We start from the raw sequence: 25,297 nt of genomic DNA on the forward strand, positions 1-25,297 counted from the left end.
CAGCATGGCAACGAGCACACTGACCATCGAGCGGATACGCGCGGATGTCGCCGACGCGCTCGGCGAGGACGTCGAGGACATCCCCGTCGACGAGAACCTCGTCGACTACGGCCTCGACTCGGTCCGCATCATGGCCCTCCTGGAGCGCTGGCGCCGCGACCACGGCGTCGAGGCGACCTTCGTGGACCTCGCCGAACAGCCCGCCGTCGAGGCCTGGGCGCCGCTGCTCGGAGTCACGGCATGACCGCCGTGCTGGAACCCGCCACCGAGCCCACCGCCGAGCAGCCCGTGCCGACCGCGCAGACCGGGCAGGAGGTGGCTCAACTCCCGCTCACCGCAGCCCAGTCGGGCATGTGGTTCGCGCAGGCCCTCGACCCCGACAGCCCCGCGCAGAACACCGCCGAGTGCATCGAGATCCACGGCCCCGTCGACCCGCGGCTTTTCGTGCAGGCCCTGCACCGCGTCGCCGGTGAGGCGGACGCGCTCCGGGTCCGCCTCGTCGAGACCGCCGACGGGCCCCGCCAACTCCCCCTGTCGCTGGGGCCCGTGCACGGCGGCCATGTCGACCCGCACGCGGTGCGCTTCCCGTTCAAGGCGCACGACCTGCGCGGCCTCGACGACCCGGACGGCACCGCCCGCGCCCGGATGGACGCCGCTCTCGCCGAACCCTTCGACCTCGCGGTGGGGCCGCTGTTCCAGCACGCCCTGTTCCGCGTCGCCGACGAGCGCTGGCTCTGGTTCCAGCGCGTCCACCACGCCGTGATGGACGGCTTCGGCTACTCGCTGCTCGCCCGCCGCACCGCCGAGGTCTACACCGCCCTCGCCGCAGGTGACGAGCCGGGCCCGAGCCCCTTCGGCCGGCTCACCGACCTCGTCGCCGAGGACACCGCGTACCGCACCTCCGACGCGTACGAGACCGACCGGGCGCACTGGAACGCCGCGTTCGCCGACCGGCCCGAGGCCGTGAACCTCGCCGGGCGCACCGCGCTGCCGTCCCGCACCTTCCGCCGCCGCACCGCGCACATCGGCACCGAACTCTCCGCCCGGGTCAAGGAGTTGGCCGCCGGGGTGCGCGCCACCTGGCCCGAGGTGCTGATCGCCGCGCAGGCCCTGTACCTGTCCCGCGCCACGCACTCCGAGGAGGTCGTGCTCGGCCTGCCGATGATGGGCCGCATGGGCTCGGCCGCCCTGCGCATCCCCGGCATGGTCATGAACGTCCTGCCGCTGCGCCTCACCGTCGCCCCGCAGGCCACCTTCGCCGAGCTGACCCGGCAGGTCGTCCTCGGCATCCGCGCCGCCCGCAAGCACCAGCGCTACCGGTACGAGGACGTCCGCCGCGACCTCGGCCTGCTCGGCGAGGGCCGCGCCCTGGTGGGTCCGCTCGTCAACGTCATGCCGTTCGACTACGGCCTGACCTTCGCGGGCGCCCCGACCGAGGCCCGCAACCTGTCCGCGGGCCCGGTGGACGACCTCACCGTCAACATCTACGACCGCGCCGACGGCAGCGGCCTGCGCGTCGACTACGACGGCAACCCCGCCCTGTACGAGGAGAGCGAACTCGGCGTCCACCAGCGCCGCTTCCTCGAACTCCTGGCCCGTATCGCCGCCACCGACCCGCACACCCCGCTCGCCGGACACGGCATCTGCACGAGCACGGAACGCGCCCTGGTCCTGGACGAGTTCAACGCCACCGCGCAGGACCTGCCCCCGACCACCCTCATCGGTCCCATCGAGGCCCAGGCCGTCCGCACCCCGGACGCGCCCGCCCTGGTCTTCGGCGCCGAGACCCTCACGTACGCCGAACTGAACGCCCGCGCCAACCGCCTCGCCCGGCATCTCGCCTCGCTCGGGGTGCGGCCCGGTGCGCTCGCCGCCGTCGCCGTGCCGCGCTCCCTCGACCTGGTCGTGACGCTGCTCGCAGTGGTCAAGGCGGGCGGCGCCTATCTGCCGCTCGACCCGGACTACCCGGCGGACCGGCTCGCGTACATGGTCGAGGACGCGCGGCCCGCCGTCGTCGTCACGGACACCGCCGCGCGCGTGCCCGCGAGTGTCGACGTACCCGCCGTGGTGCTCCAGGACCTCGACAACAGCGGCCAGTTGGGCATCAACCCGCCGCGCGCGCTCACCCCGCAGCACCCCGCGTACGTCATCTACACCTCGGGTTCCACCGGCCGCCCCAAGGGCGTCGTCCTGCCGCACGGGGCGATCGACAACCGGCTGCGCTGGATGCAGGCCGCGTACCCGCTCGGGCCCGGCGACCGCGTGCTGCAGAAGACGCCGTCCGGCTTCGACGTGTCCGTGTGGGAGTTCTTCTGGGCCCTGCGCGTCGGCGCCACGATCGTGATGGCCGAGCCCGGCGGTCACAAGGACCCCGCCTACCTCGCCCGCACCATCCGCGAACAGGCCGTCACCACCTGCCACTTCGTACCGTCCATGCTCCAGGTCTTCCTCGCCGAGCCGGGCGCCGCCGACTGCACGGGCCTGCGCCGCGTGTTCTGCAGCGGCGAGGCCCTGCCCCGCGAGACCGTCCAGGAGTTCGGCCGTACGCTGCCCGAGGTGGAGCTGCACAACCTGTACGGGCCGACGGAGGCCGCCGTCGACGTCACGTATCACGCGTGCGACACCCGCCCCTCCGTGACCGGACCGGTGCCGATCGGCAAGCCCGTGTGGAACACCCGCCTCTACGTCCTCGACGCGGCCCTCCAGCCGTGCCCGCCCGGCGCGCCCGGCGAACTCCACCTCGCGGGCGTCCAGTTGGCCACCGCCTACCTTGGCCGCCCCGCGCTCACCGCGTCCCGCTTCGTCGCCGACCCGTACGGACCGGGCGGCAGCCGCATGTACCGCACCGGCGACCTGGCGCGCTGGACCGAGCACGGCGAGATCGAGTACCTCGGCCGCACCGACCACCAGGTCAAGCTGCGCGGACTGCGCATCGAACTCGGCGAGATCGAGACCGAGCTGGCGGCCTGCGAGGGCATCACCGGCGCTTGTGTCCTGGTCCGCGAGGACCGGCCCGGCGACCAGCGCCTCGTCGGATACGTGACCGCCCCGGCAGACATCGACACCGAGGCCGTACGAGACCGCCTCGCCAAGTCGCTGCCCGACTACATGGTCCCCGCCGCCCTCGTCGTCCTCGACGACTTCCCGCTCAGCCCCAACGGCAAGCTGGACCGCAAGGCCCTGCCCGCCCCCGCCCAGGCGGCCACCGGCACCGGGCGCGCGCCCCGCGACCCGCGCGAGGAGACCCTCACCCGGCTCTTCGCCGAGGTCCTGGGACTGGACCAACTGGGCGTGGGCATTGACGATGGATTCTTCGACCTGGGCGGCACCTCGCTGCTCGCCGCCCGCCTGGTCCGCCGCATCCGCGACACCCTCGGCATCGAACTCGCCATCGGCGCGCTGTTCCAGGCCCCGACCCCGGCCGCGCTCGCCGCGCAGCTGGACTCCGGGCTCGGCAACGACGAGGTGCTCAGGACGCTCCTGCCGCTGCGCACCACCGGCCGTCGCACCCCGCTGTTCGTGTTCCACCCGGCGGGCGGCATCAGCTGGTGCTACTCGGGGCTCCTCTCCCGCCTCGACCCGGAGCAGCCGGTGTACGGGCTCCAGGCCCGCGGACTGCTCGGACTCGAAGCAGGCGCCGAACTCCCGGCGTCCATGGAGGAGATGGCCGCCGACTACGTCACGCGGCTGCGCTCCGTACAGCCGCACGGCCCGTACCGGCTGCTCGGCTGGTCCGTCGGCGGCGTCCTCGCGCACACGGCCGCCGTGCTGCTGCGGGAGGCGGGCGAGGAGGTCGAGCTGCTCTCGCTGCTCGACGCCTACCCCTCCGACCAGTGGCAGGACCAGGCCGTGCCCGCCGAGACCGACGCGCTCACCGCGCTCCTGCGGATGGCCGGATACGAGCGTACGGACGAGCTCACCCGGGACGACGTCCTCGGCACCCTGCACCGCGAGGGCAGTGCCCTGGCCGGGCTCAGCGACACCACGCTCCGTGCCGTCGTCGACATCGTGATCAACAACGCCCACCTGATGCGCCGCCACCGGCACCGGCGCTTCGACGGCGACGTGCTGTTCTTCACGGCCGCCGCACCCCGCCCCGAGGACTGGCTGACCCCGGACGCGTGGCGGCCGTACGTCGGTGGCACCCTGTCCGAGCACACCGTCGACTGCCTGCACCCGCAACTCACCCAGGCGCCCCACCTGGACCAGATCGTGGACGTCCTCAGCTGCCGCCTGAAGGAGCTCGACCGATGACCGCCGCCGCCGGATCCACCTCCGGACCCGCACCCGGATCCACCTCCGGACCCGCACCCGGATCCACCTCCGGACCCGCACCTGGGCCCGCCTCCGGACCCGCACCCGGGCCCTTCGACCAGCCTGCGGGGGAGCAGGCCCAGGCCCCCACGCACCTGGTGCTGCGCAACACCCGCGCCGAGCACTCATTGTGGCCCGCCCACACCCCGGCCCCGGAGGGCTGGCTGGTGGTGCACGGACCCGCCTCGTACGAGGAGTGTGCGGCGGCCATCGAGTGCGCGGCGGTCGCGGCTTGAGCGGCTTGAGCGGCTTGAGCGGGCCCGCATCGGTGGAGGCCCGGCGGCTGAACGTGCCGCCGGGCCTCCACCGCCCGTCCACGGACGTGGAGTTGTGGCTCGCGGGCGCGGGCGTCGCGGGGGAGCCCTCCCCGGACGACCTGGCGCTGCTCGACGCCGACGAACAGACCCGCGCCGCCCGCCTGCACCGCCCCGCCGACCGCCGCCTCTACGTCACGGCGCACGCCCTGCTGCGCCGCCTGCTCGGCACCCGCCTCGACCGCGACCCGGCCGCGCTGCGCTTCGTCCGCGAACCCTGCGCGGGCTGCGGCGCCCCGCACGGCCGCCCCGCACTGCCGGGCACTCCCCTCCACTTCTCGCTGTCGCACTCGGGGGAGTGCGCCCTGGTCGGCCTCGCGGACCGGCCTCTCGGCGTCGACCTCGAAGCCCTCGCGGACGACGCCCTCATCGACGACCTCTCCGCGTCCCTGCACCCACGCGAGCACACGGAACTGTCCGCCCTGCCCCCTGGCCCGCCCCGCACGACGGCGTTCGCCCGCTGCTGGACCCGGAAGGAGGCCTACCTGAAGGGCACAGGCGCGGGCCTCACAGGGGAAGGCCTCCGGGACAGCCTCGTAGGCACGGGCCCGATCCCGCACCCGCTGCCCGGCTGGGCGCTCACCGACGTGCACCTGCCGGAGGGGTACGCGGGGGCGTGCGCGGTGCGGCTCACGGCCTGACGCGCGCTGTCACTTCGCAGGGGTCACTTCGCAGGGGTCACTCCGCTGGGGTCACTTCGCTGGGGTCACTGCGCCCGGCCCAGCAACCCCACGATCCCGTCGGCCAGCTCCGTCCGCCAGCACAGCCAGTCGTGCCCGCCGTTGAACTCCCGGTACACCGCGTCCTCGTACCCCCGCTCGCGCAGCGCGTCCCGCAGGCGGCGGCTGCCCGGGACGAGGACCCACTCCTGCTCGCCCGCCGACAGCCAGAAGCGGACCGGAAGGCGCGGCGACTCCCGGACCAGGTGCGTCACCAGCTCCGACTCGGCCTCGCCCGTGGGCCACCAGAACGACCCCGACTGCGAAAGGGCGTTGCCGAAGCGGTGCGGGGCGCGCAGCGCCGCGTACGCCGCCGTCAGGCCGCCGAGGCTCTGGCCCGCGAGGACCGTGCGCGCCGGGTCCGTGGTGAGCGGCAGCAACTCCGCCGCCCAGGGCAGCAGCTCGTCCGTGAGGAAACCCACGAAGCGGTCGTCGCAGCCCAGTTCGGCCCAGCGCGTGTCCGCGTCGAGTGCCTCGGGGAGCAGCGCCGCGACCGGCGGGATGCGGCCGTCCGCGATCAGGTTGTCGAGCAGCGTGGCCACGCCGAGCGCAGGCTGCCAGGACTCGCCGTCGAAGAGGACCAGGACCGGAAGGTCTTCTTCCGGGGCGGTGCGGCCCGGCGGTTCGTAGACCCACACCCGGCGCTCGTTGCCGAGCCGCTCGCTGCGCACCGTGTGCACGCTCACCGCGCCGCACGGCACGTCCGCCCGCACCCGCCAGTCGTCCCCGCGCGGCGCCTGCGGCAGCTCCACGTACGAGATCGGCTCCGCACCCCAACGCCGTTGCAGGGAACGGGAGTTGAGCGGGTCGACACGGTGCTGTCCGCGCAGCCACCGCCCGTGCTCGGGCGTGCCGGGCTCGGCCGGTCCCTCGCCCTCGTCCACGCAGAGGCTGTACGTGGCCCGCCAGTCGTCCCGCATCCGCAGCGACCAGTGCCACACGTCCGTGCCCGGCACCCGCTCCATCCGGTTGACCGCGGGGTCGGACGGGTCCGTGACCTTGTTGGGCAGCGCGAGCACGGTCCGGGTCGCGGGGGAGCCGCGCCACAGGAACGTCACGACGGAGTGGCCGTCCGCGTCCGGGTCGGGCTCCGCGTCGGGCTCCACGAGGGGGGTGCCCTCGGCCGTGGCGGCCCGCCAGAACTCCGCCTCGTCCACTTCGCCCGCGGCGAGCGCCGCGACCCGCGCGCTCACGGCCCGCTCCACCGGGTGCGGCCGCGGGATGCGCGGCGGCCGACTGGGCTTGACGGACTCGGACATGGCTCGGCCTCCGGGCGACACAGAACAAGAGAAAGTAAGGTTCACCTTACCTACCCTTGACCGGGGTTGGGCGATGCCCCCTGCGCCATCCGTACGCGCCCGCCCGTACCGCCCCCGAGCCGGGACCCCGGAGAGACCGCCATGCCCCGCGCCTCCTGGTCTTCACCCGCACCCGCGACTACCGCCTCGCCTCCGTTCCCGCAGGCGTCACCGCGCCCACCGCACTCGCCGGACAGCACGGCTGCGCCGTCGACGCCACCGAGGCCCCGGCCGTCTTCGAGGTGGGCTGCCCGCGTGTAGGCGTACGCGTACGCTCAGGCCATGGATGCGACGGTGACGTCATGACGCAGACAGCCGCGGCCGTGCTCGCCGCCACCACCGCCGAACTCAGCCCGGACCCCGCCCACAACGCCCTCGTCGCCGAGGTCGAGCAGGGCACGGCCCGGCAGGTCGCGATCAGCACGCTCACCCTGGAGCAGCACCACGTCATCCCCAGCGACCGGCGTGCCTTCGCCCACCTCGCCGAACGCGCCGCCGCCCTCGGTGCCCCCGCGAGCGCGGCGTTCTTCGCCACCCTCGCGGAGGGTGAGCGGACCGCCGCCGACCACCTGGCCCCGCTCGCCGCGGCCTGCGGCCTCGACGCCGCCGCGATCGACGCGTACGAACCACTCCCCGGCTGCCAGGCCTACCCCTCCTACGTGGCCCGGCTCGCCCTCACCGGCCGCCCGGCCGAGGTCGTCCTCGCGCTGAGCGCCAACTTCGCGGCCTGGGGCGACAGTTGCGCCCGCATCGGCCACGGCCTGCGCGGGCACTACGGATACGACGACGACTCCTGCGCCTTCTTCGACTTCTTCGCCGCACCGGCACCGGCGCTGAGCGAACAGGCCGAGGCCGCGGTGCAGGAGGGGCTGGACCGGGTGGACTGCCTGGACGTGTCGGCGGCCTGCCGCTCGGGTCGCCTCCTGCAGAGCTACGAGCGCCTCTTCTGGGACACGCTGGCGGGGCTGGCGTAGCCGCGCGCGTCTTCTTCCCCCACCCCGCCCCATTTTGAGCCCCTCCGGCGATTGAGGAGGCCCGTCCGGCAGGCCACGCGGCGCCAGCCGCACATCGACACAGTCGGGAAGGGGCGGGGAGGGGAAGATTCAGCGGCGCGGCTCGCCCCGGTACGGCCCGAAGCACCATTTGTTGCCCTCCGGATCGGTGATCGCGAACTCCCGGTTGCCGTACGGCTGATCCACGATCTCCATCAGGATCCGCACCCCGGTGCCGGGTGCCGTGAGACGTTCGTACAGCGCGTCGACGTGGTCGGTGACGACGTACGCGCCCAGGGTGCCCGGCTCCAGCGTCCAGCCGTCCTTCTCCTCCGGGTCGTAGCTGCCGAGCATGATGCCGCCGCCCTCCGGCCAGTCGAGCTGGGCGTGGGCGACCTTCCCGTCGTCCTCGTAGACGGCGGTGCGCTCGAAGCCGACGGTGCCGACGAGGAAGTCGATCAGGGCGGGGGCGTCGTGCGCCAGGAGCGTGGGCCACACGGTGGGCGCGGGCCGGGTCTTCTCGGTGTTCTCTTCGGTGCTCTGTGTGGTGTTCATGCCTCCCACCCTTCACCGTTCATATGGCCCCCGGCTTGGATATTCCGGCACTCTTCGACCAGCCAGGCGGTCGGGCTCGCGCCCGTATAGCGGCGGAAGTCGCGCACCAGGTGGGAGTGGTCGTAGTAGCCGCAGTCCGCCGCCACCCGCGCCAGGTCGAGCGCCGTGCCCCGCACCACCGTGCGGACCACGGCCGCCTTCGCGTGCTCGAACCGCATCAGGCTCGCCGCCTGCTTCGGCGTCACCCCGGTCTCCGCGCGGAACAGCGTGGTCAGGCGGCGCGGGCTGAGCGCCACATGCCGTGCGAGCCCGTCGAGCGTGCCCGCGCCCCGGTGCCGGGCCAGCCACGCCCAGGCCTCCGCGACCTCCGGACGTACCCGCGCCGAGCGCCCGGCCGCCGCCGCGCGCGCCCGCAGATACCCGGAGAGCGTCGCGAACCGGTCCGCCCAGTCGCCCTCCTCGACCAGCCGCTGCCGCACCGCCTCGGCCCGCACGCCGAGGACGTCCGCCCCCGAGGCCACCAGCTCACCGGTCAGCTCCGCGGCGGGCACACCGAACAGCGCACGGGCCGCGAGCGGATGCACCGCGAGCTGGATGCCCGACTCCCGCTCGGGCTGCACCACGTACGCCGGGCCCTGCTGGAGCGCGCCCACGACGATGTCGGTCCGCGCGGCGTCGGGACCGCCCGCCTGCTGCGGGGTGAGCCCGGTCGTCACCGGCCCGTCGAAGGAGAAGATCAAGGTCAGATACGGGGACGGCAGCCCGATGTGCAGTCCAGGCCGCTGCCCCGACGTGCGGTACCCGACCGCCGACACGACCCCCTCGACCCTCGGCGCGGCCCGCACGAACTCCAGGGACTCGCCGTCCGCGGTCCCCTGCTCCCGTACGGCCGCCTTGCGGGACGCCATGCCTCAAGTATGGGACGCGGGAGCGGGGCGTGTCCCGGCCCGCCGATGTACCGGCCCCCCACCGGCGAGGCGCCCGAAAGACCCGGTCTGCGGGTGTTCTCCCATCCCCTGTAGGCTGCACCGGCGCGTCGCTGCGGTCGGCGCGCGGAGTACATCGGATGTGGAGACGGACGGAGGTGGTGCTGCGATGCGCGGCGAACCCCCCAGTCACCCACCGCGAGGCACCCACCCCCTCCAGAACCCGGTCCCCGGCCTGCGCTGAGCGCGCCGCGGGGCGGTGAGTGCGGTGCCCGGCGCGTCGGCGCCCACCCCGATCAGGCCCGAACTCCCTTGTCCCGCACGGGACTTGAACTTCTCTGAGGATCTGGCATGCCGCACACCTCGCTGCCCGAAGAGCCGCGCTCCGAGCGCACCGAGCCCGACGAGCGCTCCTTGCAGGACCTCGTGCAGAACCAGCAGCTGCACGCCGCCCTGGAGTGGCTGGAGAGCAACCCGCCGCACGTCATCGCCGACGAGCTGGCCCGGATGGACGCGACCGCCGCCGGTATGGCGTTCCGGCTGCTCGACAAGGACCGCGCCCTGACGGTCTTCGAGGAGCTGGAGCCGGTCGACCAGCAGCAGATCCTCCAGGGCCTGCGCGACCAGACCTTCCTGGAACTCGTCGAGGCCATGGACCCCGACGACCGCGCCCGGATGCTCCGCGAGGCCCCCGCCAAGGTCGCCAAGCGGGTCCTCGCCGGGCTCAGCTCGCACCAGCGCCGCATGACGGCCGCGCTCCTCGGCTACCCGGAGGGCTCCGTCGGCCGCTACATGACGCCCGAGGTGGTCGCTCTCGGCCAGGACCTCACCGTCGGCCAGGCCCTCGGCGTCGTCCTCGCCGAGGGCAACGAGGCGGAGACCGTCTACACGCTGCCCGTCGTCGACCACACGCGCCGCCTCACCGGCATCGTCGAGCTGCGCGAACTCGTCCTCAACCCGCCCGAGACCCTCGTCTCCGACCTCGTCGTCAGCGAGCCCGCGTACGCGTACGCCACCGACCCCGCCGAGCAGGCCGCCCGGCTGATGCGCGAGACCAACGACCTGAACCTGCCGGTCGTCGACAGCGAACAGCGCCTCGTCGGCCTGCTCACCATCGACGACGCGGTCGAGGTCATCGAGGCCGCCGACACCGAGGACGTCGCCCGCCAGTCCGGCTCCGCGCCGTGGGCCGGGCACTACATGGCCGCGTCCGTCTGGCAGTTGGCCCGCTACCGCGCGCTGTGGCTGAGCCTGCTCCTGGTCGCCGCGACCTTCACCGTCACCGTCACGCAGGCCTTCGAGGGCACCCTCGAAGAGGTCGCCTCGCTCGCGGTGTTCATCCCGATGCTGATCGGCGCGGGCGGCAACGCGGGCGCCCAGGCCGCCACCGCGTGTGTGCGTGCGCTGGCGGTCGGCGAGGTCCGCGGCTCCGACCTGCTGAAGGTGATCTGGCGCGAGTGCCGGGTCGGCCTGGTCCTCGGCGGTCTGCTCGCGATCCTCGGCCTGGTCGTCGGCACGCTCTTCGTCGGGGCGGACGTCGCGTTGGTCGTCGGCATCACGCTGATCCTGATCTGCGGCTGGGCGGCCACGATCGGCGGCACGATGCCGCTGCTCGCCAAGCGGCTGAGGATCGACCCGGCGGTGGTGTCGGCCCCGATGGTGACGACGCTGGTCGACGCGACGGGGTTGATCATCTACTTCCTTACGGCCAAGGCGGTGCTGGGGGTCTGAGCCGCGGGGGCCAGCCCCCGGACCCCGCTCTTCAATCGGGCGGTGGGGCGCCCTCGGCGGATTCTGGTGCCGGGGTCAGGCTGCGCGGGGGAGCGGTGGGGGAGGCGCCGACCTGGTCCCTGATCTGGTCCATGACCTCCTCGGGCAGCAGGTCCGTCGGCACGGCGTGCGGCGGCTCGGCCAGGGCTGCCGACGCGTCCGACTGCTGCGTGCTGCGCTCCAGGAAGCGGAGCAGCTCGACGGGGAAGGGCAGGACGAGCGTGGAGTTCTTCTCGGCCGCGACGGCCACCACGGTCTGCAGCAGCCTCAGTTGCAGGGCGGCCGGTTCGTTCGCCATCTGGTGGGCGGCCTCGGCGAGCTTCTTCGAGGCCTGGAGCTCGGCGTCGGCGTTGATGACGCGGGCGCGGCGCTCACGGTCGGCCTCGGCCTGGCGGGCCATCGACCGCTTCATGGTCTCCGGCAGGGACACGTCCTTGATCTCGACGCGGTCGATCTGCACACCCCAGCCCACGGCCGGGCTGTCGATCATCAGCTCCAGGCCCTGGTTGAGCTTCTCGCGGTTGGACAGCAGATCGTCCAGGTCGCTCTTGCCGATGATGGACCGCAGCGAGGTCTGCGCCATCTGCGAGACCGCGAAGCGGTAGTCCTCGACGTTGATGATCGCCTTGTCGGCCTCCACGACCTTGAAGTACACGACCGCGTCCACACAGACCGTGACGTTGTCGCGCGTGATGCCCTCCTGGGCCGGCACGGGCATCGTGACGATCTGCATGTTGACCTTGCGGAGGTGGTCCACCACCGGGACGATCAGCGTGAACCCGGGCTGGCGCACCTCGCGGCGCAGCCGTCCCAGGCGCAGGACCACACCTCGCTCGTACTGCCTCACGACCCGTGCCGCCGCCATGACATAAAGCACCCCGGCGGATCCGACCGCCCCGGCAGCGAGGATCAGTTCCTGAACCATGGCGACCCCCTCGGGTCCGAGCCGCTGGTGTTTAGCATGTTATGGGCGTTATGCCCAATGGTAGAGGGGCTCGCACCTGTCCGTCGCCCTCGTTCAGCGGCCGGACGGGCTTACGGAACCATGACGGCAGGGCGCGGTCCGGCCGCCGGGCCGGGCGGGCGGCATAGCGTGCGGGCATGCGTGTACTGGTCACCGGCGGAGCCGGGTTCATCGGGTCCCATGTCGTCGAGGCGCTCGCCGCGCGCGGCCACGAGCCCGTGGTCCTGGACCTCCGCGTCGACCCCGGCGCGGACGTACGGGACGGGGCAGCCGTGGCCCGCGCCCTCGCCGGGGTCGACGCGGTCTGCCACCAGGCGGCCATGGTCGGCCTCGGCACGGGCTTCGCCGACGCTCCCGACTACGCCTCGCACAACGACGTCGGCACCGCCGTCCTGCTCGCCGCGATGGCCGGCGCGGGCGTACGCCGCCTCGTCCTCGCGGGCTCGATGGTCGTGTACGGGGAGGGGCGCTACGACTGCGCACGGCACGGGCAGGTGCGCCCGGGGCCGCGGGCCGTCGAGGACCTGGACGCCGGCCGCTTCGAGCCGAGGTGCCCGGGGTGCGGGGCGTGGCTGACGCCCGGCACGGTCGGCGAGGACGCGCCGCTCGACCCGCGCAATGTGTACGCCGCGACCAAGGTGGCCCAGGAGCACCTGGCGGCGGCGTGGGCGCGGGACACCGGCGGCTCGGTCGTCTCGCTGCGCTACCACAACGTCTACGGACCCCGGATGCCCCGGGACACCCCGTACGCGGGAGTGGCCTCGTTCTTCCGCTCGGCGCTCGCGCGCGGCGAGGCGCCGACGGTGTACGAGGACGGGGCGCAGCGGCGGGACTTCGTGCACGTACGGGATGTGGCGGCGGCGAACGCGGTGGCCCTGGAGGCGGACGCGGCGGGCGGCGCGCTCACCGCGTACAACACCGGCAGCGGCGAGCCGCACACGGTCGGCGAGCTGGCCGCGGAACTGGCCACGGCTCACGGTGGCCCGGCACCGCGCGTCACGGGCGAGTACCGCCTCGGCGACGTCCGCCACATCACCGCGGACTCGTCCCGCCTGCGGTCCGCTCTCGGCTGGCACCCGGAGGTTCGCTTCGCGGAGGGGGTACGGGAGTTCGCGGGTCGGGGGGCGTAGTCCGGGCCCCCGGCCCCCGCTTCGGTGTCGTCGTTCGGCTGCCGCGCCGCCGTGGCTGGTCGCGCCCCGCGGCGGAGCCGCAGATGTCACAGCCCCGCGCCCCTATCGGGGCACGAGCCGCCAGCCGAAATCAGCCCCGCCTCAGGGCTCCGCCGTCGGCAGTGTCACCTCGAAGCGGCAGCCGCCGGTGATGTTGTGGACGGCGGCGCGGCCGCGGTGGGCCTCGACGATGCCGCGGACGATCGCGAGGCCGAGGCCCGCGCCCGCCGGTGGTGTGCGGGCGTCGGAGCCGCGCCAGCCCGTGTCGAAGACGCGGGGGAGGTCCTGCTCGGGGATGCCGCCGCAGCCGTCGGACACCGAGAGCACCGCCCCGTCCGCGCGGCGTTCGACGGCCACCTCGACCGTGCCGTCGGCCGGGGTGCGACGGATCGCGTTGACCAGGAGGTTGCCCAGGACGCGGCTCATCTCCTTGCCGTCGACCTCCACGGGCACCGCCTCGACGCGTTCGCCGACGAGCCGTACGCCCAGCTCACGGGCGAGCGGGGCCGCGCCCGCCAAGGCGTCGCCGACCAGGTCGTACAGGGAGAGCCGGGAGCGCGAGAGCGTCAGGGCGCCCGCGTGGATGCGGGAGAGCTCGAAGAGGTCGCCGACCATGTCGTTGAGGCGTTCCACATCGGTGCGCATCTGCTTGAAGTAGCGCTCCGGGTCCGCGGCCACCCCGTCCTCCAGGGCCTCCGTCATCGCGCGAAGCCCGGCCAGCGGGGTGCGCAGATCGTGCGAGATCCAGGCGACGAGCTCGCGCCGGGACGCCTCCAGGGCCCGCTCGCGGTCGCGGGACTCGGCGAGCCGGGCGCTGGTGGCCGCCAACTCGCGGCTGAGCACGGCGAGTTCATCGGGTGCGGCGCCCTGCGGTGCCGCGTACTCGCCGCCGTCGCCGAAGGAGCGGGCGGCGAGCTGGAGGGCGCGGCTGCGGGCGACGACCCAGCGGCCGAGCAGCAGCGCCGTCGCGAGCGAGACGACGGCCGCCATCGCGACGACCGTCGTGACGACGGTCAGATCGTGCGGCGACAGGAACATCGCCCACGCCACGGCCAGCGTCCCGGCGAGCATCGCGGTCACGGCGACGACGGCCACCACGGCGACGGACACGGTCAGCGAGCGGTGCCGGAGCAGCCGTAGCGCCGCCGCCCCGAGCAGCCCGGCCGCGCCCGCGCCGAGCAGGGCGAACAGGGCGATGAGCAGGATGTCGCGCATCGCTCACACCTCTTCCGCGGGTGGCGGCCCGCCGGTCGTCAGGGTCCCCGGCGGCTCGAAGCGGTAGCCCACGCCCCACACGGTCCGGATGAGCCGGGGCTCGGCCGGATCCTGCTCGACCTTGCCGCGCAGCCTGCGCACGTGCACCGTCACGGTCGACAGGTCCCCGAAGTCCCAGCCCCACACCTCGTGCATCAGCTCCTCGCGGCTGTGGGCGCGCCCCGGGTGCCGCAGGAAGTACGCGAGCAGGTCGAACTCCCGCAGTGTGAGGGCGAGTTCGGCGCCGTCCCTGGTGGCCCGGCGCGCGGCCGGGTCGACGGTGAGACCGGCCGCGCTCAACGGACGCGTGCCCTCGGCGGGCCGGGCCCGGCGCAGCACGGACGCGACCCGCAGGACCAGCTCGCGCGGGCTGAACGGCTTGGTCACGTAGTCGTCGGCGCCCACCTCGAGGCCGAGGATCCGGTCGTCCTCGTCGCCGCGCGCCGTGAGCATGACGACCGGGACGGGCCCGTGCGCGCGCAGCCGGCGGCACACCTCCAGGCCGTCCATGCCGGGCAGCATCAGGTCGAGCACCACCAGGTCGGGCCGGTGCGCGGCGGCCCGCGCGAGGGCGGCGGGCCCGTCGGCGGCGCGGTCCACGGCGTACCCGGCGCGGTCCAGGTACCCGGCGACGACCTCGGCGACCGTCGGGTCGTCGTCCACCACCAGGACCAGGGGCCGGTCGCCGGTGGCAGGGTCCGAGGTCGGTTCGTACGGCTGCTGCTCCATGGCCACAGCCTCGCACCGCGCGCGGGCGGGTGGGGCCCGCGGGGGGCGGGCGGGGGCGGACGTCCGCGTTCCGTAAGGAGCGGCTGTCCGTTTTGTCGGATACTGCTTCGTAGGGTGACATCCGTGACGACCTCATCCCCGCACCCCGACGCCCAACCGGCCGCAGGGCAGGAAGCAGGACCGGCCCCCGAAACGGCCCTCGAAACAGCCCCCGAACCGGCCCCCGACGTCGACGTGGTCCTGCCGTGTCTGAACGAGGCCGAGGCCCTGCCCTGGGTGCTCGCCCGCATCCCGGACGGCTGGCGCGCCCTCGTCGTGGACAACGGCTCCACCGACGGCTCCGCGGAGATCGCCCGCGCGCACGGCGCGACCGTGGTCCGCGAGGAGCGCCGCGGCTTCGGCGCCGCCTGCCACGCGGGCCTGACCGCCGCCACCGCCGACATCGTGTGCTTCTGCGACTGCGACGCCTCCCTCGACCCGTCGCTGCTCGTCCCGTTCGTACGCGAAGTGCGCGCGGGCCGGGCCGACTTGGTGCTCGGGCGCAGACGCCCGCGGGGCCGCAGCGCCTGGCCGCTGCACGCCCGCCTCGGCAACCTCGCCCTCGCCCGCATGCTGCACCGCCGCACCGGCCTCCGCCTGCACGACCTCGGCCCGCTGCGCGCCGCCCGCCGCACGCCCCTGCTCGGCCTCGGCCTCACCGACCGGCGCAGCGGCTACCCGCTGCAGATGGTCGTCCGCGCCGCCGACGCGGACTGGCACGTCACGGAGCACGACGTCCCGTACCTGCCGCGCACCGGCCGCTCCAAGGTCACGGGCACCTGGCGGGGGACCTGGCAGGCGGTACGGGACATGCGCGAGGTCCTGGCGGAACCGCCCCGCCGAGGCACCCACCCGAACGGAGCCCGACGGTGACCTCTCCCCCCACCCTGCTCGTCATCGCCAAGGAGCCGCTGCCCGGGCGGGTCAAGACGCGGCTCACCCCGCCGTTCACGCCCGCGCAGGCCGCGCGGCTCGCCCGGGCCGCGCTCGTCGACACCCTGCGCGCCGTCGCCGCGACCCCGGCCCGCCGCCGCGTCCTCGTCCTCGACGGGCAGCCGGGCCCTTGGCTGCCGCCCGGCTTCGACGTCGTACCGCAGTGCGCGGGCGGGCTCGACGCGCGGCTCGCCGCCGCCTTCGCCGCCTGCGTCGGGCCCGCCCTGCTCATCGGCATGGACACCCCGCAGGTCACCCCCAAGCTGCTCACCGTCGAACTCGCGGACGACGAGGCGGTGTTCGGGCCCGCCGAGGACGGCGGCTTCTGGGCGCTGGGGATGGCCGAGCCCGACCCCGCGCTCGTACGGGGAGTGCCCATGTCGGCGCCGGACACCGGGGCCGTCCAGCGCGATCGGCTCGTCGAGGCGGGGCTGCGGGTGCGGGACCTGCCGGTCCTGCGGGACGTCGACACGGCCGCCGACGCCACCGCCGTCGCCGCGAGCGCCCCGCACGGCCGCTTCGCCGCCGAACTGTCCCGGCTGCACACCGACCAGGCGCGGGCCGCCCGGCGCGGGGCGGTGTCCGGCCGATGAGCACCGTGCCGGGGCGGCGGCCCGGCCGCATGGTGGAGCGGAGCCGGAGCGCCGACCCGTACGAGGAAGGGCGCGAGGGCTCGTACGCGGAGGGGCGTGAGGGCTCGTACGCGGGGGCGCGGTCCGACCGTGCGCCGCACCGGAGTTGGGGCGCCGACCCGTACGCGGACGCGCTGCGGCTCGGATGCGGTCCGCTGTTCCTGCGGCGCCACGACGGGTGGCTGCTGCCCCTCGACGTGGAGCGCTGGTGTGCCGCCGCCGACGCCGCCGATCTGCGGCTGCTCGAACGGTGCGAGGGGGCCGTGCTCGACGTGGGCTGCGGGCCCGGCCGGCTCGTCGCGGAACTCGCCGCCCGTGGCCGGCGCGCGCTCGGCATCGACGTCAGCGAGGCCGCCGTCACCCGCACCGTCGAACTCGGCGGGCAGGCCCTGGTCCGCTCCGTCTTCGACCCGCTGCCCGCCGAGGGCCGCTGGGGCACGGCACTCCTCGTCGACGGCAACCTCGGCATCGGCGGCGACGTGCCCGCCCTGCTCGACCGCATGGCCGAACTCCTCGCCCCACGCGGCCTGTTGATGGTCGAGACGGACCCGGCGGACGTGGACGAGATCGTCGACGTCCACCTCGTGCACGCCGCCGACCCCCGCACCACCAGCGCCACCTTCCGCTGGGCCAGGCTCGGCACGCCCGCCCTGCTGCGTCGCGCCCACGCCCTCGGCTGGCGGGCCGACGCTCACTGGGAGGCCGACGGCCGCTCCTTCGTCGCCCTGCGCAACCGGGATCGCGACCGGGACCGGGACCGGGACCGCGGCAGCGACCGGGACCGGGGCAGCGACCGCACGAGCAGGAGCAGCGCCGAACCGGCGAACAGCACCGCCGTGACAAGCAGCCAGCGGGCCAGGAAGCCGTCGCCCGACAACCCGGTCGCCCCCGCGTAACGCTCCGCCACGCGCCCGCTGATCAGCGGGAACCACACGAGCAGCAGCAGCCCGGACAGCAGCGCGGGCACCCGCACGTACGCCAGCCACTCCCGTCGCCCGCAGGCGCCGAGCAGCCGGGCCAGCGAGCGGTCCGCCATCCCGTACAGCGGCACCAGCACCAGGTCGTGCAGCAGCGCCGAGCCGACGAACCAGAGCGCCACCTGCACCGTCTCGCCCGCGAGCAGCCGCACGCCCGCGTACCCGGCGAGCGCGAACGAGGCGGCGAGCAGCAGGAGTTGGAAGGGGCTGCCGCTCAGCTCGCGCAACGACCGGCGCCCACGCATCCGGAGGGGCATCACAGTTCTCCGAACTCGAGCCGGGTGACCCACTTGGTGTTCAGTACGCCGGGCGCCGCGGGCACGATGATCCGGGCCGGGCGGCCGTGGTCGGCGCTCAGCGGCTCGCCGTTGACGTCCAGGGCGAGCAGCGAGCGCGCGTCGCGGACCTGGTTGGCGCGCAGGGCCGCGCTCCGGAACGCGCCGCGCCGCTGCAGCGACCGCACGAACACGTCCGGCGGGTCGTCGTACCCGACGAGCGCGGCCAGATCCCGCAGCGGTACGCCCCGCCACCACTGGTCGGCGGTCGACCAGCCCTCCACGCAGGCGATGGGCAGCGCCGCGCTGTGCAGCCGCATCCGGCGCAGGTCGGTGAGGCTCAGCCGGACGGTGCCCGAGCGTCCGGTGACGATGAGCCGCCACGCCTCGGGGTCGGTCTCGCGCGGGTCGATCCCCACGTACGCGGCCGTCTTGTTGATCTGGAAGCCGTTCGGGCCCTCGCCGGGTTCGGGGCCGCCGTGCGGGGAGAGTACGGCGGTCTCGCGCAGCGGCCCGTCGAAGCTGCGCCCCACCGACGTACCGAACAGCAGGGCCGAGCCGCCCCCGACCATCCACAGCGCGCCACGGCGCGAGACGGTGGGCGGGTCGGGATCGGGGGCGGCCAACTCGTCGTCGTTGTCCTCCTCGTCCTCCCGCCCGGCCCGCATCTTCCGCACGTTCCGCACCGCCGCGGGCGCCTTCAGTACGACATGGGCGAGGAACGCGGCGAAGAAGACCCAGGCTCCGTAGAGGTGCAGCGGGTAGAAGGAGCCCGGGAAGGCGTAGTCCAGCTGGACGTTGAGGATGCCCGTGACGAACTCGAAGAGCGCGCCGCCCACCAGAAGCAGCAGCGAGAGCCGCTCCAAGGCGTGCGCGAGGGAGCGCACGGGCGGCAGCGCGAAGAGCCGCGGCACCACCGACCACAGCTTGGCGAGCAGCACCGGCACGAGCGCGAGCCCGAGGGTGACGTGCACGCCCTGCGTGAGCCGGTACAGCCAGTGCGGGTCGGTCGGCCACGAGAACAGGAAGAAGCCCAACAGGCCCTTGCCCGGCGTCTTGTCGTTCACCGGGGACAGGTCGGGGTTGTACGCGGCGTACGAGAGCAGCCCCGTCACGAACAGCACGGTCATCCCGGCGAGCAGCACCAGACCGAGCACCGAGGTGAACCGGGCGCCGCGCACCGGGCTGCGCCAGAACGCGGGGGAGGAGGGGAACCTGGGCATGTGCCGACGGTAGGCCGGAACCCTGCGCCGACCGGCGAAACAACGATGACGAAACGCTGACGTCGCGGCCGGTGACCGCCCGACGGGCCGCCGCCCGGCCTAGCGTTCCCCCGTGCACCGCGAACCCCGCCCCGAAGACCGTCGCCTCGGCACCCGCCGGGATCTGTACGCCGCTGCCGCCGCGATCCTGCTCGTGGCGGCCGCCATCGTGATCGGCCACTGGATCGAGGAGCGCGACGGCACGCTGCGGGTCAGCTGGCCGCCGCTGTACGCCAACTGGCTGCCGCATGTCGGCCCGGGCACACCGGCCGCGCTCGCCGTGGCGGTGCTCCTTGTCGCGTACGGGCCGCCGCTGGCCGCGCGGCTCCCGTGGCGCGGGCTGCTCGCCGCCTCCTACGCGGCCGCGTCGGCGTGGACCTGGTCGCTCGCGCTGATCGACGGCTGGCACTGGGGCATCGCGCGCCGCCTCACCACGAAGTACGAATACCTCCAGGTCATCGACCGCTTCCAGAACATCCCGGAAACCCTCAGGGAGTTCACCCGCTTCATCCTCCTCGACTCCCCGGACCACTGGCCCGCGCACATCGCCGGGCACCCGCCCGCCGCGACGGTCACCTTCGTGCTGCTCGACCGGATCGGCCTCGGCGGGGGCGCCTGGGCCGGGGTCTGGTGCCTGGTCGTCGGCGCGACGACCTGTGTGGCGGTCCTGGTCACCGTGCGGGCCCTCGCCTCGGAGCAACTGGCGCGCCGCGCCGCCCCGTTCCTCGTCCTCGCCCCCGCGTCGGTCTGGGCCGGGACGTCCGCCGACGGCTACTTCGCGGCCGTCGCCGCCTGGTCCGTGGCCCTCCTCGCTCTCGCCGTGACGTCCCGCCGCCCCTGGCCACGCCGCACGGCGGCCTGCGGCGCGGGCCTGCTGTTCGGCCTGACCTGCTACCTGTCGTACGGCCTGACGTTGTACGCGGTGATCGGTCTGACGGTGCTGCTGCTCGGGCACGGGCACGGGCACGGGCGGGAGCGGTGGCGGGTGCTGCCGTACGTGCTGGTCGGCCTTGTCGTCGTGCCCGCGGTGTTCACGGCGTACGGGTTCAACTGGTGGGAGGCGTACCGGCTGTTGGTGGAGCGCTACTACCAGGGGGCCGCGGGGGTGCGGCCCTACGCGTACTGGGTGTGGGCCAACCTCGCGTGCACGGTCCTCGTCGTCGGCCTCGCGACGGTGGCGGGGCTGCGGCGGGCGGGGGGTGTGCTGCGGGAGCGGTCCTTCCGTACGCCCCGGGCGCGGCTTGCCCTGCTCCTTGCCGGGGCGCTGCTCGCCCTTCTCATCGCCGACCTGTCCGGGATGAGCAAGGCGGAGACGGAGCGGATCTGGTTGCCGTTCGCGATGTGGCTGCTGGCGGCCGGGGCGTTCCTGCCCCGGGCCCGGCCCTGGCTGGTGGCGCAGGGGGTGCTGGCGTTGACGGTCAACCATCTGCTGCTGACGGGGTGGTGAGGGGGAGCCCCGGCTCGCGTTTCAGTGGGAGCTGAGCTGGCCCGCGAGGCGGTCGTGCATATCGGCGCTCGGCTTGTTCAGGCCGATGATGGTGACCTTCTTGCCGCGTTCCGCGTACTTGTGCTCGATGGCGTCGAGGGCGGCCACGGACGAGGCGTCCCAGATGTGCGCATCGGTGAGGTCGATGACCACGTCGTCCGGGTCGTCCTTGTAGTGGAACTGATGGACGAGGTCGTTGGACGAGGCGAAGAACAGCGCGCCCGTGACCGCGTACACGACCTGCCGGCCGTCGGGGTCGACGGCGGCGGAGACCTGCGCGAGGTGCGCGACCCGCTTCGCGAAGATGACCATCGCGGTGATCGAGCCGACCACCACACCGATGGCGAGGTTATGGGTGGCCACCACACAGGCCACGGTGACGACCATGACGGTGGTCTCGCCGACCGGCATCCGCTTCAGGGTCTTCGGCCGCACGGAGTGCCAGTCGAAGGTGCCGACGGAGACCAGGATCATCACGGCGACAAGCGCGGCCATCGGGATGTCGGAGACGACGGGCCCGAACACGATGCACAGCACCATGAGCAGCGAACCGGCCAGGAACGTGGACAGCCGGGTGCGGGCCCCGGAGGTCTTCACGTTGATCATCGTCTGGCCGATCATGGCGCAGCCGCCCATGCCGCCGAAGAAGCCGGTGACGATATTGGCGATGCCCTGGCCGATGGACTCACGGGTCTTGTTGGAGCGCGTGTCCGTGATGTCGTCGACCAGCTTGGCCGTCATCAGGGACTCCATCAGGCCGACGAGCGCGAAGGCGAAGGCGTACGGCGCGAGGGTGGCCAGCGTGTCCAGGGTGAACGGGACGTCCGGGATGCCGGGCACGGGCAGCGAGGACGGCAGCTCGCCCTTGTCGCCGACGGTCGGCACGGCGATCCCGGCGCCCACGGTGATCGCGGTGAGGATCACGATCGACACCAGCGGCCCCGGCACGGCCTTCGTGATCCGCGGGAACAGCACCATCAGGACCAGGCCGCCGACGATCAGCGGGTACACGGGCCACGGCACGTTCCGCATCTCCGGCACCTGGGCCATGAAGACCAGGATCGCGAGCGCGTTGACGAAGCCGACCATCACGCTGCGCGGCACGAACCGCAGCAGCCTGGCCACCCCGAGGGCTCCGAGCGCCACCTGGAACAGACCGCCGAGGATCACGGTGGCGATCAGATAGCCGAAGCCGTACTCGTGGTTGACCGGCGCGATGACCAGCGCGATGGCACCGGTGGCCGCCGAGATCATCGCCTTGCGGCCGCCGACGACCGAGATGACCACGGCCATCGTGAACGACGCGAACAGACCGACGCTCGGGTCGACCCCGGTGATCACCGAGAACGCGATCGACTCGGGAATCAGCGCGAGCCCGACGACAAGGCCGGCGAGCACCTCGGTACGGAACACCTTCGGCGAGGCCAACCAGTCCGGCCGGGGCAGACGCGGCTTCGGGGCAGGGGACAGCGGTGTGGACATGCAACCATTTCTCGGGGGGAATCGAACAGACTCTACCCTCGGTGAGGTGGCCGAGCGGACCGGTCCGGCGGGACCCGTAGGGCGGCCGGGCGCGGGGGCGTGTGCCGCCATCCGGGTGCCGGAGTCCGACCTGCGGCCCGGGGTTCCGGGGAGCAGCGAGGGTGATTCATACGTTTTACGGATGATTCCATCCTTTGCGCGTGCCGTCCTCGCCGGGGCCCTGGCCTCGGTGCTCGGCGCCCAACTCCTCGCCCAGGCCCCCGCATCCGCCGCAGGCCGCCGCCAGGAACCCACACCGCCGGGACCGGCGGCGGCCGCCCCGCCCTCCTGGCTGTACCGCAGCGGCACCCAGGTCCGGGCGCGGCCCTCCGCCCCCGCCCTGCCCGACGATGTCTCCGCGCTCTCCTGGCTCGTGGCCGACGCGGACAGCGGCGACGTCCTCGCCGCGAAGAACGCACACGAGCCGCTGCCGCCCGCCAGCACCATCAAGACGCTGTTCGCCCTCACCGCCCTGCCCCAGGTGCCCGGCACCACACAGCACACGGTCACCGACTCCGAGCTCGAAGGCATCGGCGAGGGCAGCAGCCTCGTCGGCGTGGACGCCGGCCGCACCTACCGGGCCGCCGACCTGTGGCGCGGCGTTTTCCTCAGCTCGGGCAACGACGCCGTGCACGTGCTCGCCGAGATGAACGGCGGCTGGCGGGCCACTGCCCGCCGCATGCAGGCCAAGGCCCGCTCCCTCGGCGCCCGGGACACCCACGTCGTCTCGCCCGACGGCTACGACGCCCCCGGCCAGGTCTCCTCCGCGTTCGACCTCGCCGTGTTCGGGCGGGCCGGACTCGCGCACCCGGAGTTCCGCCGCTACTGCTCGACCGCCCTGGCGAAGTTCCCCGAGGGCGCGTGGTCGTACGACATCCAGAACACCAACCGCCTGCTCACCGGTGCCGACGGGGTCGCCCCGTACCCCGGGATCATCGGCGTCAAGAACGGCTACACGAGCGGGGCCGGGCACACCCTGATCGCCGCCGCGAAGCGCGGCGACCGCACCCTGGTCGTCTCGGTCATGAACCCGCAGCGGGGCGGCGGTCTCGCGGTGTACGAGGAGGCGCGGGCGCTGCTCGACTGGGGCTTCGCCGCCGAGGGGCGCGTACGCCCCGTCGGCTCCCTCCAGCCCCCCGCCGCCGAGGCCGCGGCGGGCGCCGTCGCCCCGACCACCGTGGCGGCCGAGGACGAGGAGGAGGGCTGGGCCACCGCGGGAGGCGCGACCACGGGTATCGCCCTGGTCGTCCTCGCCGGGTGGGCGGCCTTCGTCGTACGGCGCCGGCGCGTGCGGCGGGAGGCCACGATGCTCGGGGAGTGGTAGCCCGCTGGCCTACGCGCCTCGCGGGGCGTAGGCCGTGAGCAGCGCCGGCGGGGTCGCCGCAGCCCACGCCTGCGGGGAGCAGGAGATCCGGTTCTGGCCGCCTCGGCGGGCAGGTACGCCTCAGCTCGTGGCGGCTCCGTGGCCCCGGTCGAGGATGCGTCGTGCTCGCTCCAGGACGGGTCTGTCGACCATCTGGCCGTCGACCGTGGTCACCGATTCACCGGCCTCCAGTACCCGGCGGGCCCAGTGCAGCTCGCTCTCGCCCGGGGTGAAACCTGCGGATACGTACGGGAGTTGGGCCGGGTGGATGCACAGTTTGCCGGTGAAGCCCAGGCGGTGGGCGTGGGTGATGTCGGCGTGGAGGGTGTCGGTGTCCCGTACTGCGGTGGTGACGCCGTCGACGGGCGGGCTGATGCCCGCTGCGGCCGAGGCGACGACCAGCCGGGAGCGGGCGTACGTCAGGGCCATGTGGTCGTCGGGGGCCACGCCGAGCTGGGTGGCGAGGTCGACGTTGCCGAACGCGAGTCGTGCCACGCCGGGAGCGGTGCTCACCTCGAAGGCGCGGGCGATGCCGCGGGCCGTCTCCACCAGGGCGATGAGCTCGCAGCGGCCGGCCGTGCGCGCCGTGATCTCCGCGAGGACGGCCGAGTCCTCGGCCTTGGGCACCATCACGGGGCAGCCGTGCGATGCGGCCACCGCGAGGTCGGGCTCGGACCAGGCGGTGCCGGGGGCGTTGACGCGCAGCACCGCCTGATGCCCGGCGGCGAGCCAGGTCGCGGCGTGGGCGCGGGCCTGTTCCTTGTCCGCGGGGGCGACAGCGTCCTCCAGGTCGACGATGACGAGGTCGGCGCCGGCCGCCACTGCCTTCGGGAAGCGGTCGGGCCGGTCCGCCGGGACGAAGAGGAGGCTGCGGGCGGCTGTGATCCGGTTGCGTACGGCGGTCATGCGAACGTCACCTCGGCCGTGGCGTGCCGGGCTTCCCGGTGTGTGGCGATGCTCAGCTCGGCGTCCGCGGCCGTGGGGGTGCCGGTGGCCAGGAGATGTTCGCCGGTGAACGCCGGTTTGCACAGCCGGTACGAGAGTGAACTCACCCTTTGCTGAGGGGAGTTGCGTCGGACCAGCTCCAGCATGAGCAGAGCGAGGAGCGGGCCGTGCACGACGAGGCCCGGGTAACCCTCCACGTCACGGCAGTACGGCGCGTCGTAGTGGATGCGGTGGGCGTTGGCGGTGAGCGCGCTGAAGCGGAAGAGGAGTCGCTCGTCCGGCTGGGACCGCAGCTGCCAGGGGGCGTCGGAGTGCGGACAGGCCCTAGTGGAGGTGTCGAGGGTGGTGGGGTGCTGGGCGGCGGCGCTGCGTCCTGCGCGGTAGACGATGTCCTGTTCCTCGACGAGGCAGGTCCGGCCGGACTGCCGGAACTCGCGGCGCTCGGTGACGAAGAGCAGTTCGCCGCTGCGGCCGCTCTTGGGGGTGACCGAGCTCAGGCTGCAGACGCGCTGCGCCGGTTCACCGACGCGCAGGGGCCCGACGGTCTCGCAGCGGCCGCCCGCGAACATCCGCTGCCGGTCGGGGATCGGTGGCAGGAAGCGGGCGTCGCTCGGGTGCCCGTCGGGGCCGAGATCGTGCTGTGCGGGCCACTCCAGGAAGTACAGCCAGTGCCACAGCGGGGGCAGCGGATCGCCGGGACCGGCGGCGGGCTCCGGCAGGTCGAGTGCCGCCGAGAGGGCCGCGGCAGGCCCGGGGGGAAGTGAGTCCTCGTCGAGAACGGCCGGAGGGCTCCAGGACTCCACGTAGGAGCCGAGGGTGGTGGCGGGGTCCATGCTCGTTCTTGCCTTCTGTGTAGGGGA

General features: G+C 73.8%; 22 protein-coding genes. 12 read left to right on the forward strand and 10 right to left on the reverse strand.

What is annotated here, in order from left to right:
- Window positions 1-4: 4 nt before the first annotated feature.
- Genes RCO28_RS14655 through RCO28_RS14670 form a run of 4 tightly spaced genes read left to right on the forward strand, consistent with a single transcriptional unit; the run spans window position 5 to window position 5,269 of the window.
- Window positions 5-244: a phosphopantetheine-binding protein gene (locus RCO28_RS14655; RefSeq protein WP_308941516.1), complete on the forward strand. Its 240-nt coding sequence runs from the start codon at window positions 5-7 to the stop codon at window positions 242-244.
- Window positions 241-4,254 (forward strand): amino acid adenylation domain-containing protein, encoded by a 4,014-nt coding sequence (locus RCO28_RS14660; RefSeq protein ID WP_308941517.1) that lies wholly within the window; start codon window positions 241-243, stop codon window positions 4,252-4,254. The genes RCO28_RS14655 and RCO28_RS14660 overlap by 4 nt, the downstream gene beginning before the upstream one ends.
- Window positions 4,251-4,550 carry an MbtH family NRPS accessory protein gene (locus RCO28_RS14665; protein WP_308941518.1) on the forward strand — a complete coding sequence of 100 codons (300 nt, stop codon included), beginning with the start codon at window positions 4,251-4,253 and terminating at the stop codon, window positions 4,548-4,550. Before RCO28_RS14660 ends, RCO28_RS14665 begins: the two co-directional genes overlap by 4 nt.
- Before the next feature lie 14 nt (window positions 4,551-4,564).
- Window positions 4,565-5,269 (forward strand): 4'-phosphopantetheinyl transferase superfamily protein, encoded by a 705-nt coding sequence (locus RCO28_RS14670; protein WP_308941519.1) that lies wholly within the window; start codon window positions 4,565-4,567, stop codon window positions 5,267-5,269.
- Window positions 5,270-5,334: 65 nt separating this feature from the next.
- On the opposite strand, the gene fes is transcribed toward RCO28_RS14670, so the two are convergent.
- The gene (fes, locus tag RCO28_RS14675) at window positions 5,335-6,606 is read right to left on the reverse strand and encodes an enterochelin esterase (protein ID WP_308941520.1); all 1,272 of its coding nucleotides are present in this window, start codon (window positions 6,604-6,606) and stop codon (window positions 5,335-5,337) included.
- Between the two features lie 56 nt (window positions 6,607-6,662).
- Here fes and RCO28_RS14680 point away from each other — a divergent pair, with 56 nt between their 5' ends.
- Window positions 6,663-7,619, forward strand: coding sequence for a transcriptional regulator (locus RCO28_RS14680; protein WP_308941521.1), 957 nt, complete (start codon window positions 6,663-6,665; stop codon window positions 7,617-7,619).
- Between the two features lie 129 nt (window positions 7,620-7,748).
- Here RCO28_RS14680 and RCO28_RS14685 read toward each other — a convergent pair whose 3' ends face one another.
- Both RCO28_RS14685 and RCO28_RS14690 read right to left on the reverse strand, forming a co-directional pair.
- A complete protein-coding gene (locus tag RCO28_RS14685; protein ID WP_308941522.1) occupies window positions 7,749-8,192 on the reverse strand; it encodes a VOC family protein in 444 nt (147 codons plus the stop codon).
- Complete coding sequence (locus RCO28_RS14690) at window positions 8,189-9,100, reverse strand: helix-turn-helix domain-containing protein (protein ID WP_308941523.1); 912 nt, start codon at window positions 9,098-9,100, stop codon at window positions 8,189-8,191. The genes RCO28_RS14685 and RCO28_RS14690 overlap by 4 nt, the downstream gene beginning before the upstream one ends.
- A 369-nt stretch (window positions 9,101-9,469) precedes the next feature.
- Between RCO28_RS14690 and mgtE the strand changes: the two genes are divergently transcribed.
- A complete protein-coding gene (gene mgtE / locus RCO28_RS14695; RefSeq protein WP_308941524.1) occupies window positions 9,470-10,849 on the forward strand; it encodes a magnesium transporter in 1,380 nt (459 codons plus the stop codon).
- Window positions 10,850-10,880: 31 nt separating this feature from the next.
- On the opposite strand, the gene RCO28_RS14700 is transcribed toward mgtE, so the two are convergent.
- The gene (locus tag RCO28_RS14700; RefSeq protein WP_308941525.1) at window positions 10,881-11,813 is read right to left on the reverse strand and encodes a slipin family protein; all 933 of its coding nucleotides are present in this window, start codon (window positions 11,811-11,813) and stop codon (window positions 10,881-10,883) included.
- Window positions 11,814-11,989: 176 nt separating this feature from the next.
- On the opposite strand from RCO28_RS14700, the gene RCO28_RS14705 reads away from it, so the two are divergent.
- Window positions 11,990-12,982 (forward strand): NAD-dependent epimerase/dehydratase family protein, encoded by a 993-nt coding sequence (locus RCO28_RS14705; protein ID WP_308941526.1) that lies wholly within the window; start codon window positions 11,990-11,992, stop codon window positions 12,980-12,982.
- A gap of 141 nt (window positions 12,983-13,123) precedes the next feature.
- On the opposite strand, the gene RCO28_RS14710 is transcribed toward RCO28_RS14705, so the two are convergent.
- Together RCO28_RS14710 and RCO28_RS14715 are read right to left on the reverse strand one after the other, a co-directional pair.
- Window positions 13,124-14,236 (reverse strand): HAMP domain-containing sensor histidine kinase, encoded by a 1,113-nt coding sequence (locus RCO28_RS14710; RefSeq protein ID WP_308941527.1) that lies wholly within the window; start codon window positions 14,234-14,236, stop codon window positions 13,124-13,126.
- 3 nt (window positions 14,237-14,239) lie between these two features.
- On the reverse strand, window positions 14,240-15,004 hold the full coding sequence (locus tag RCO28_RS14715) for a response regulator transcription factor (RefSeq protein WP_308941528.1): 765 nt from the start codon (window positions 15,002-15,004) through the stop codon (window positions 14,240-14,242).
- A gap of 234 nt (window positions 15,005-15,238) precedes the next feature.
- Here RCO28_RS14715 and RCO28_RS14720 point away from each other — a divergent pair, with 234 nt between their 5' ends.
- The 3 genes from RCO28_RS14720 to RCO28_RS14730 are packed head-to-tail and all read left to right on the forward strand — an operon-like array spanning window position 15,239 to window position 17,504.
- Window positions 15,239-15,916, forward strand: coding sequence for a glycosyltransferase family 2 protein (locus tag RCO28_RS14720; protein ID WP_308941586.1), 678 nt, complete (start codon window positions 15,239-15,241; stop codon window positions 15,914-15,916).
- Window positions 15,913-16,569, forward strand: a complete 657-nt coding sequence (locus RCO28_RS14725; protein WP_308941529.1) for a DUF2064 domain-containing protein — start codon at window positions 15,913-15,915, stop codon at window positions 16,567-16,569. Before RCO28_RS14720 ends, RCO28_RS14725 begins: the two co-directional genes overlap by 4 nt.
- Window positions 16,566-17,504: a methyltransferase domain-containing protein gene (locus RCO28_RS14730; RefSeq protein ID WP_308941530.1), complete on the forward strand. Its 939-nt coding sequence runs from the start codon at window positions 16,566-16,568 to the stop codon at window positions 17,502-17,504. Before RCO28_RS14725 ends, RCO28_RS14730 begins: the two co-directional genes overlap by 4 nt.
- 337 nt (window positions 17,505-17,841) lie before the next feature.
- Here the strand turns inward: RCO28_RS14730 and RCO28_RS14740 are convergent, their stop codons facing one another.
- Window positions 17,842-19,083: a molybdopterin-dependent oxidoreductase gene (locus RCO28_RS14740; protein ID WP_308941531.1), complete on the reverse strand. Its 1,242-nt coding sequence runs from the start codon at window positions 19,081-19,083 to the stop codon at window positions 17,842-17,844.
- A gap of 112 nt (window positions 19,084-19,195) precedes the next feature.
- Between RCO28_RS14740 and RCO28_RS14745 the strand changes: the two genes are divergently transcribed.
- Entirely contained in the window at window positions 19,196-20,569 is a 1,374-nt protein-coding gene (locus RCO28_RS14745; protein ID WP_308941532.1) for a hypothetical protein, read from the forward strand.
- 21 nt (window positions 20,570-20,590) lie between these two features.
- Here the strand turns inward: RCO28_RS14745 and RCO28_RS14750 are convergent, their stop codons facing one another.
- Window positions 20,591-22,090, reverse strand: a complete 1,500-nt coding sequence (locus tag RCO28_RS14750; protein WP_308941533.1) for a SulP family inorganic anion transporter — start codon at window positions 22,088-22,090, stop codon at window positions 20,591-20,593.
- Window positions 22,091-22,271: 181 nt separating this feature from the next.
- Here RCO28_RS14750 and RCO28_RS14755 point away from each other — a divergent pair, with 181 nt between their 5' ends.
- Window positions 22,272-23,453 carry a serine hydrolase gene (locus tag RCO28_RS14755; RefSeq protein ID WP_308941534.1) on the forward strand — a complete coding sequence of 394 codons (1,182 nt, stop codon included), beginning with the start codon at window positions 22,272-22,274 and terminating at the stop codon, window positions 23,451-23,453.
- 120 nt (window positions 23,454-23,573) lie between these two features.
- On the opposite strand, the gene RCO28_RS14760 is transcribed toward RCO28_RS14755, so the two are convergent.
- Both RCO28_RS14760 and RCO28_RS14765 read right to left on the reverse strand, forming a co-directional pair.
- Window positions 23,574-24,398, reverse strand: coding sequence for a CoA ester lyase (locus RCO28_RS14760; RefSeq protein WP_308941535.1), 825 nt, complete (start codon window positions 24,396-24,398; stop codon window positions 23,574-23,576).
- Complete coding sequence (locus tag RCO28_RS14765) at window positions 24,395-25,270, reverse strand: hypothetical protein (protein ID WP_308941536.1); 876 nt, start codon at window positions 25,268-25,270, stop codon at window positions 24,395-24,397. Before RCO28_RS14765 ends, RCO28_RS14760 begins: the two co-directional genes overlap by 4 nt.
- Between the last annotated feature and the right edge of the window lie 27 nt (window positions 25,271-25,297).

It is taken from the genome of Streptomyces sp. LHD-70, from assembly GCF_031157275.1.
Classification (GTDB): domain Bacteria; phylum Actinomycetota; class Actinomycetes; order Streptomycetales; family Streptomycetaceae; genus Streptomyces.

Coding starts and splice junctions, on each gene's coding strand:
- RCO28_RS14765 (WP_308941536.1), bottom strand. CDS start 25,270: ATGGACCCCGCCACCACCCTCGGCTCCTACGTGGAGTCCTGGAGCCCT.
- RCO28_RS14685 (WP_308941522.1), bottom strand. CDS start 8,192: ATGAACACCACACAGAGCACCGAAGAGAACACCGAGAAGACCCGGCCC.
- RCO28_RS14655 (WP_308941516.1), top strand. CDS start 5: ATGGCAACGAGCACACTGACCATCGAGCGGATACGCGCGGATGTCGCC.
- fes (WP_308941520.1), bottom strand. CDS start 6,606: ATGTCCGAGTCCGTCAAGCCCAGTCGGCCGCCGCGCATCCCGCGGCCG.
- RCO28_RS14705 (WP_308941526.1), top strand. CDS start 11,990: ATGCGTGTACTGGTCACCGGCGGAGCCGGGTTCATCGGGTCCCATGTC.
- RCO28_RS14690 (WP_308941523.1), bottom strand. CDS start 9,100: ATGGCGTCCCGCAAGGCGGCCGTACGGGAGCAGGGGACCGCGGACGGC.
- RCO28_RS14660 (WP_308941517.1), top strand. CDS start 241: ATGACCGCCGTGCTGGAACCCGCCACCGAGCCCACCGCCGAGCAGCCC.
- RCO28_RS14740 (WP_308941531.1), bottom strand. CDS start 19,083: ATGCCCAGGTTCCCCTCCTCCCCCGCGTTCTGGCGCAGCCCGGTGCGC.
- RCO28_RS14750 (WP_308941533.1), bottom strand. CDS start 22,090: ATGTCCACACCGCTGTCCCCTGCCCCGAAGCCGCGTCTGCCCCGGCCG.
- mgtE (WP_308941524.1), top strand. CDS start 9,470: ATGCCGCACACCTCGCTGCCCGAAGAGCCGCGCTCCGAGCGCACCGAG.
- RCO28_RS14710 (WP_308941527.1), bottom strand. CDS start 14,236: ATGCGCGACATCCTGCTCATCGCCCTGTTCGCCCTGCTCGGCGCGGGC.
- RCO28_RS14665 (WP_308941518.1), top strand. CDS start 4,251: ATGACCGCCGCCGCCGGATCCACCTCCGGACCCGCACCCGGATCCACC.
- RCO28_RS14755 (WP_308941534.1), top strand. CDS start 22,272: ATGATTCCATCCTTTGCGCGTGCCGTCCTCGCCGGGGCCCTGGCCTCG.
- RCO28_RS14715 (WP_308941528.1), bottom strand. CDS start 15,004: ATGGAGCAGCAGCCGTACGAACCGACCTCGGACCCTGCCACCGGCGAC.
- RCO28_RS14730 (WP_308941530.1), top strand. CDS start 16,566: ATGAGCACCGTGCCGGGGCGGCGGCCCGGCCGCATGGTGGAGCGGAGC.
- RCO28_RS14700 (WP_308941525.1), bottom strand. CDS start 11,813: ATGGTTCAGGAACTGATCCTCGCTGCCGGGGCGGTCGGATCCGCCGGG.
- RCO28_RS14760 (WP_308941535.1), bottom strand. CDS start 24,398: ATGACCGCCGTACGCAACCGGATCACAGCCGCCCGCAGCCTCCTCTTC.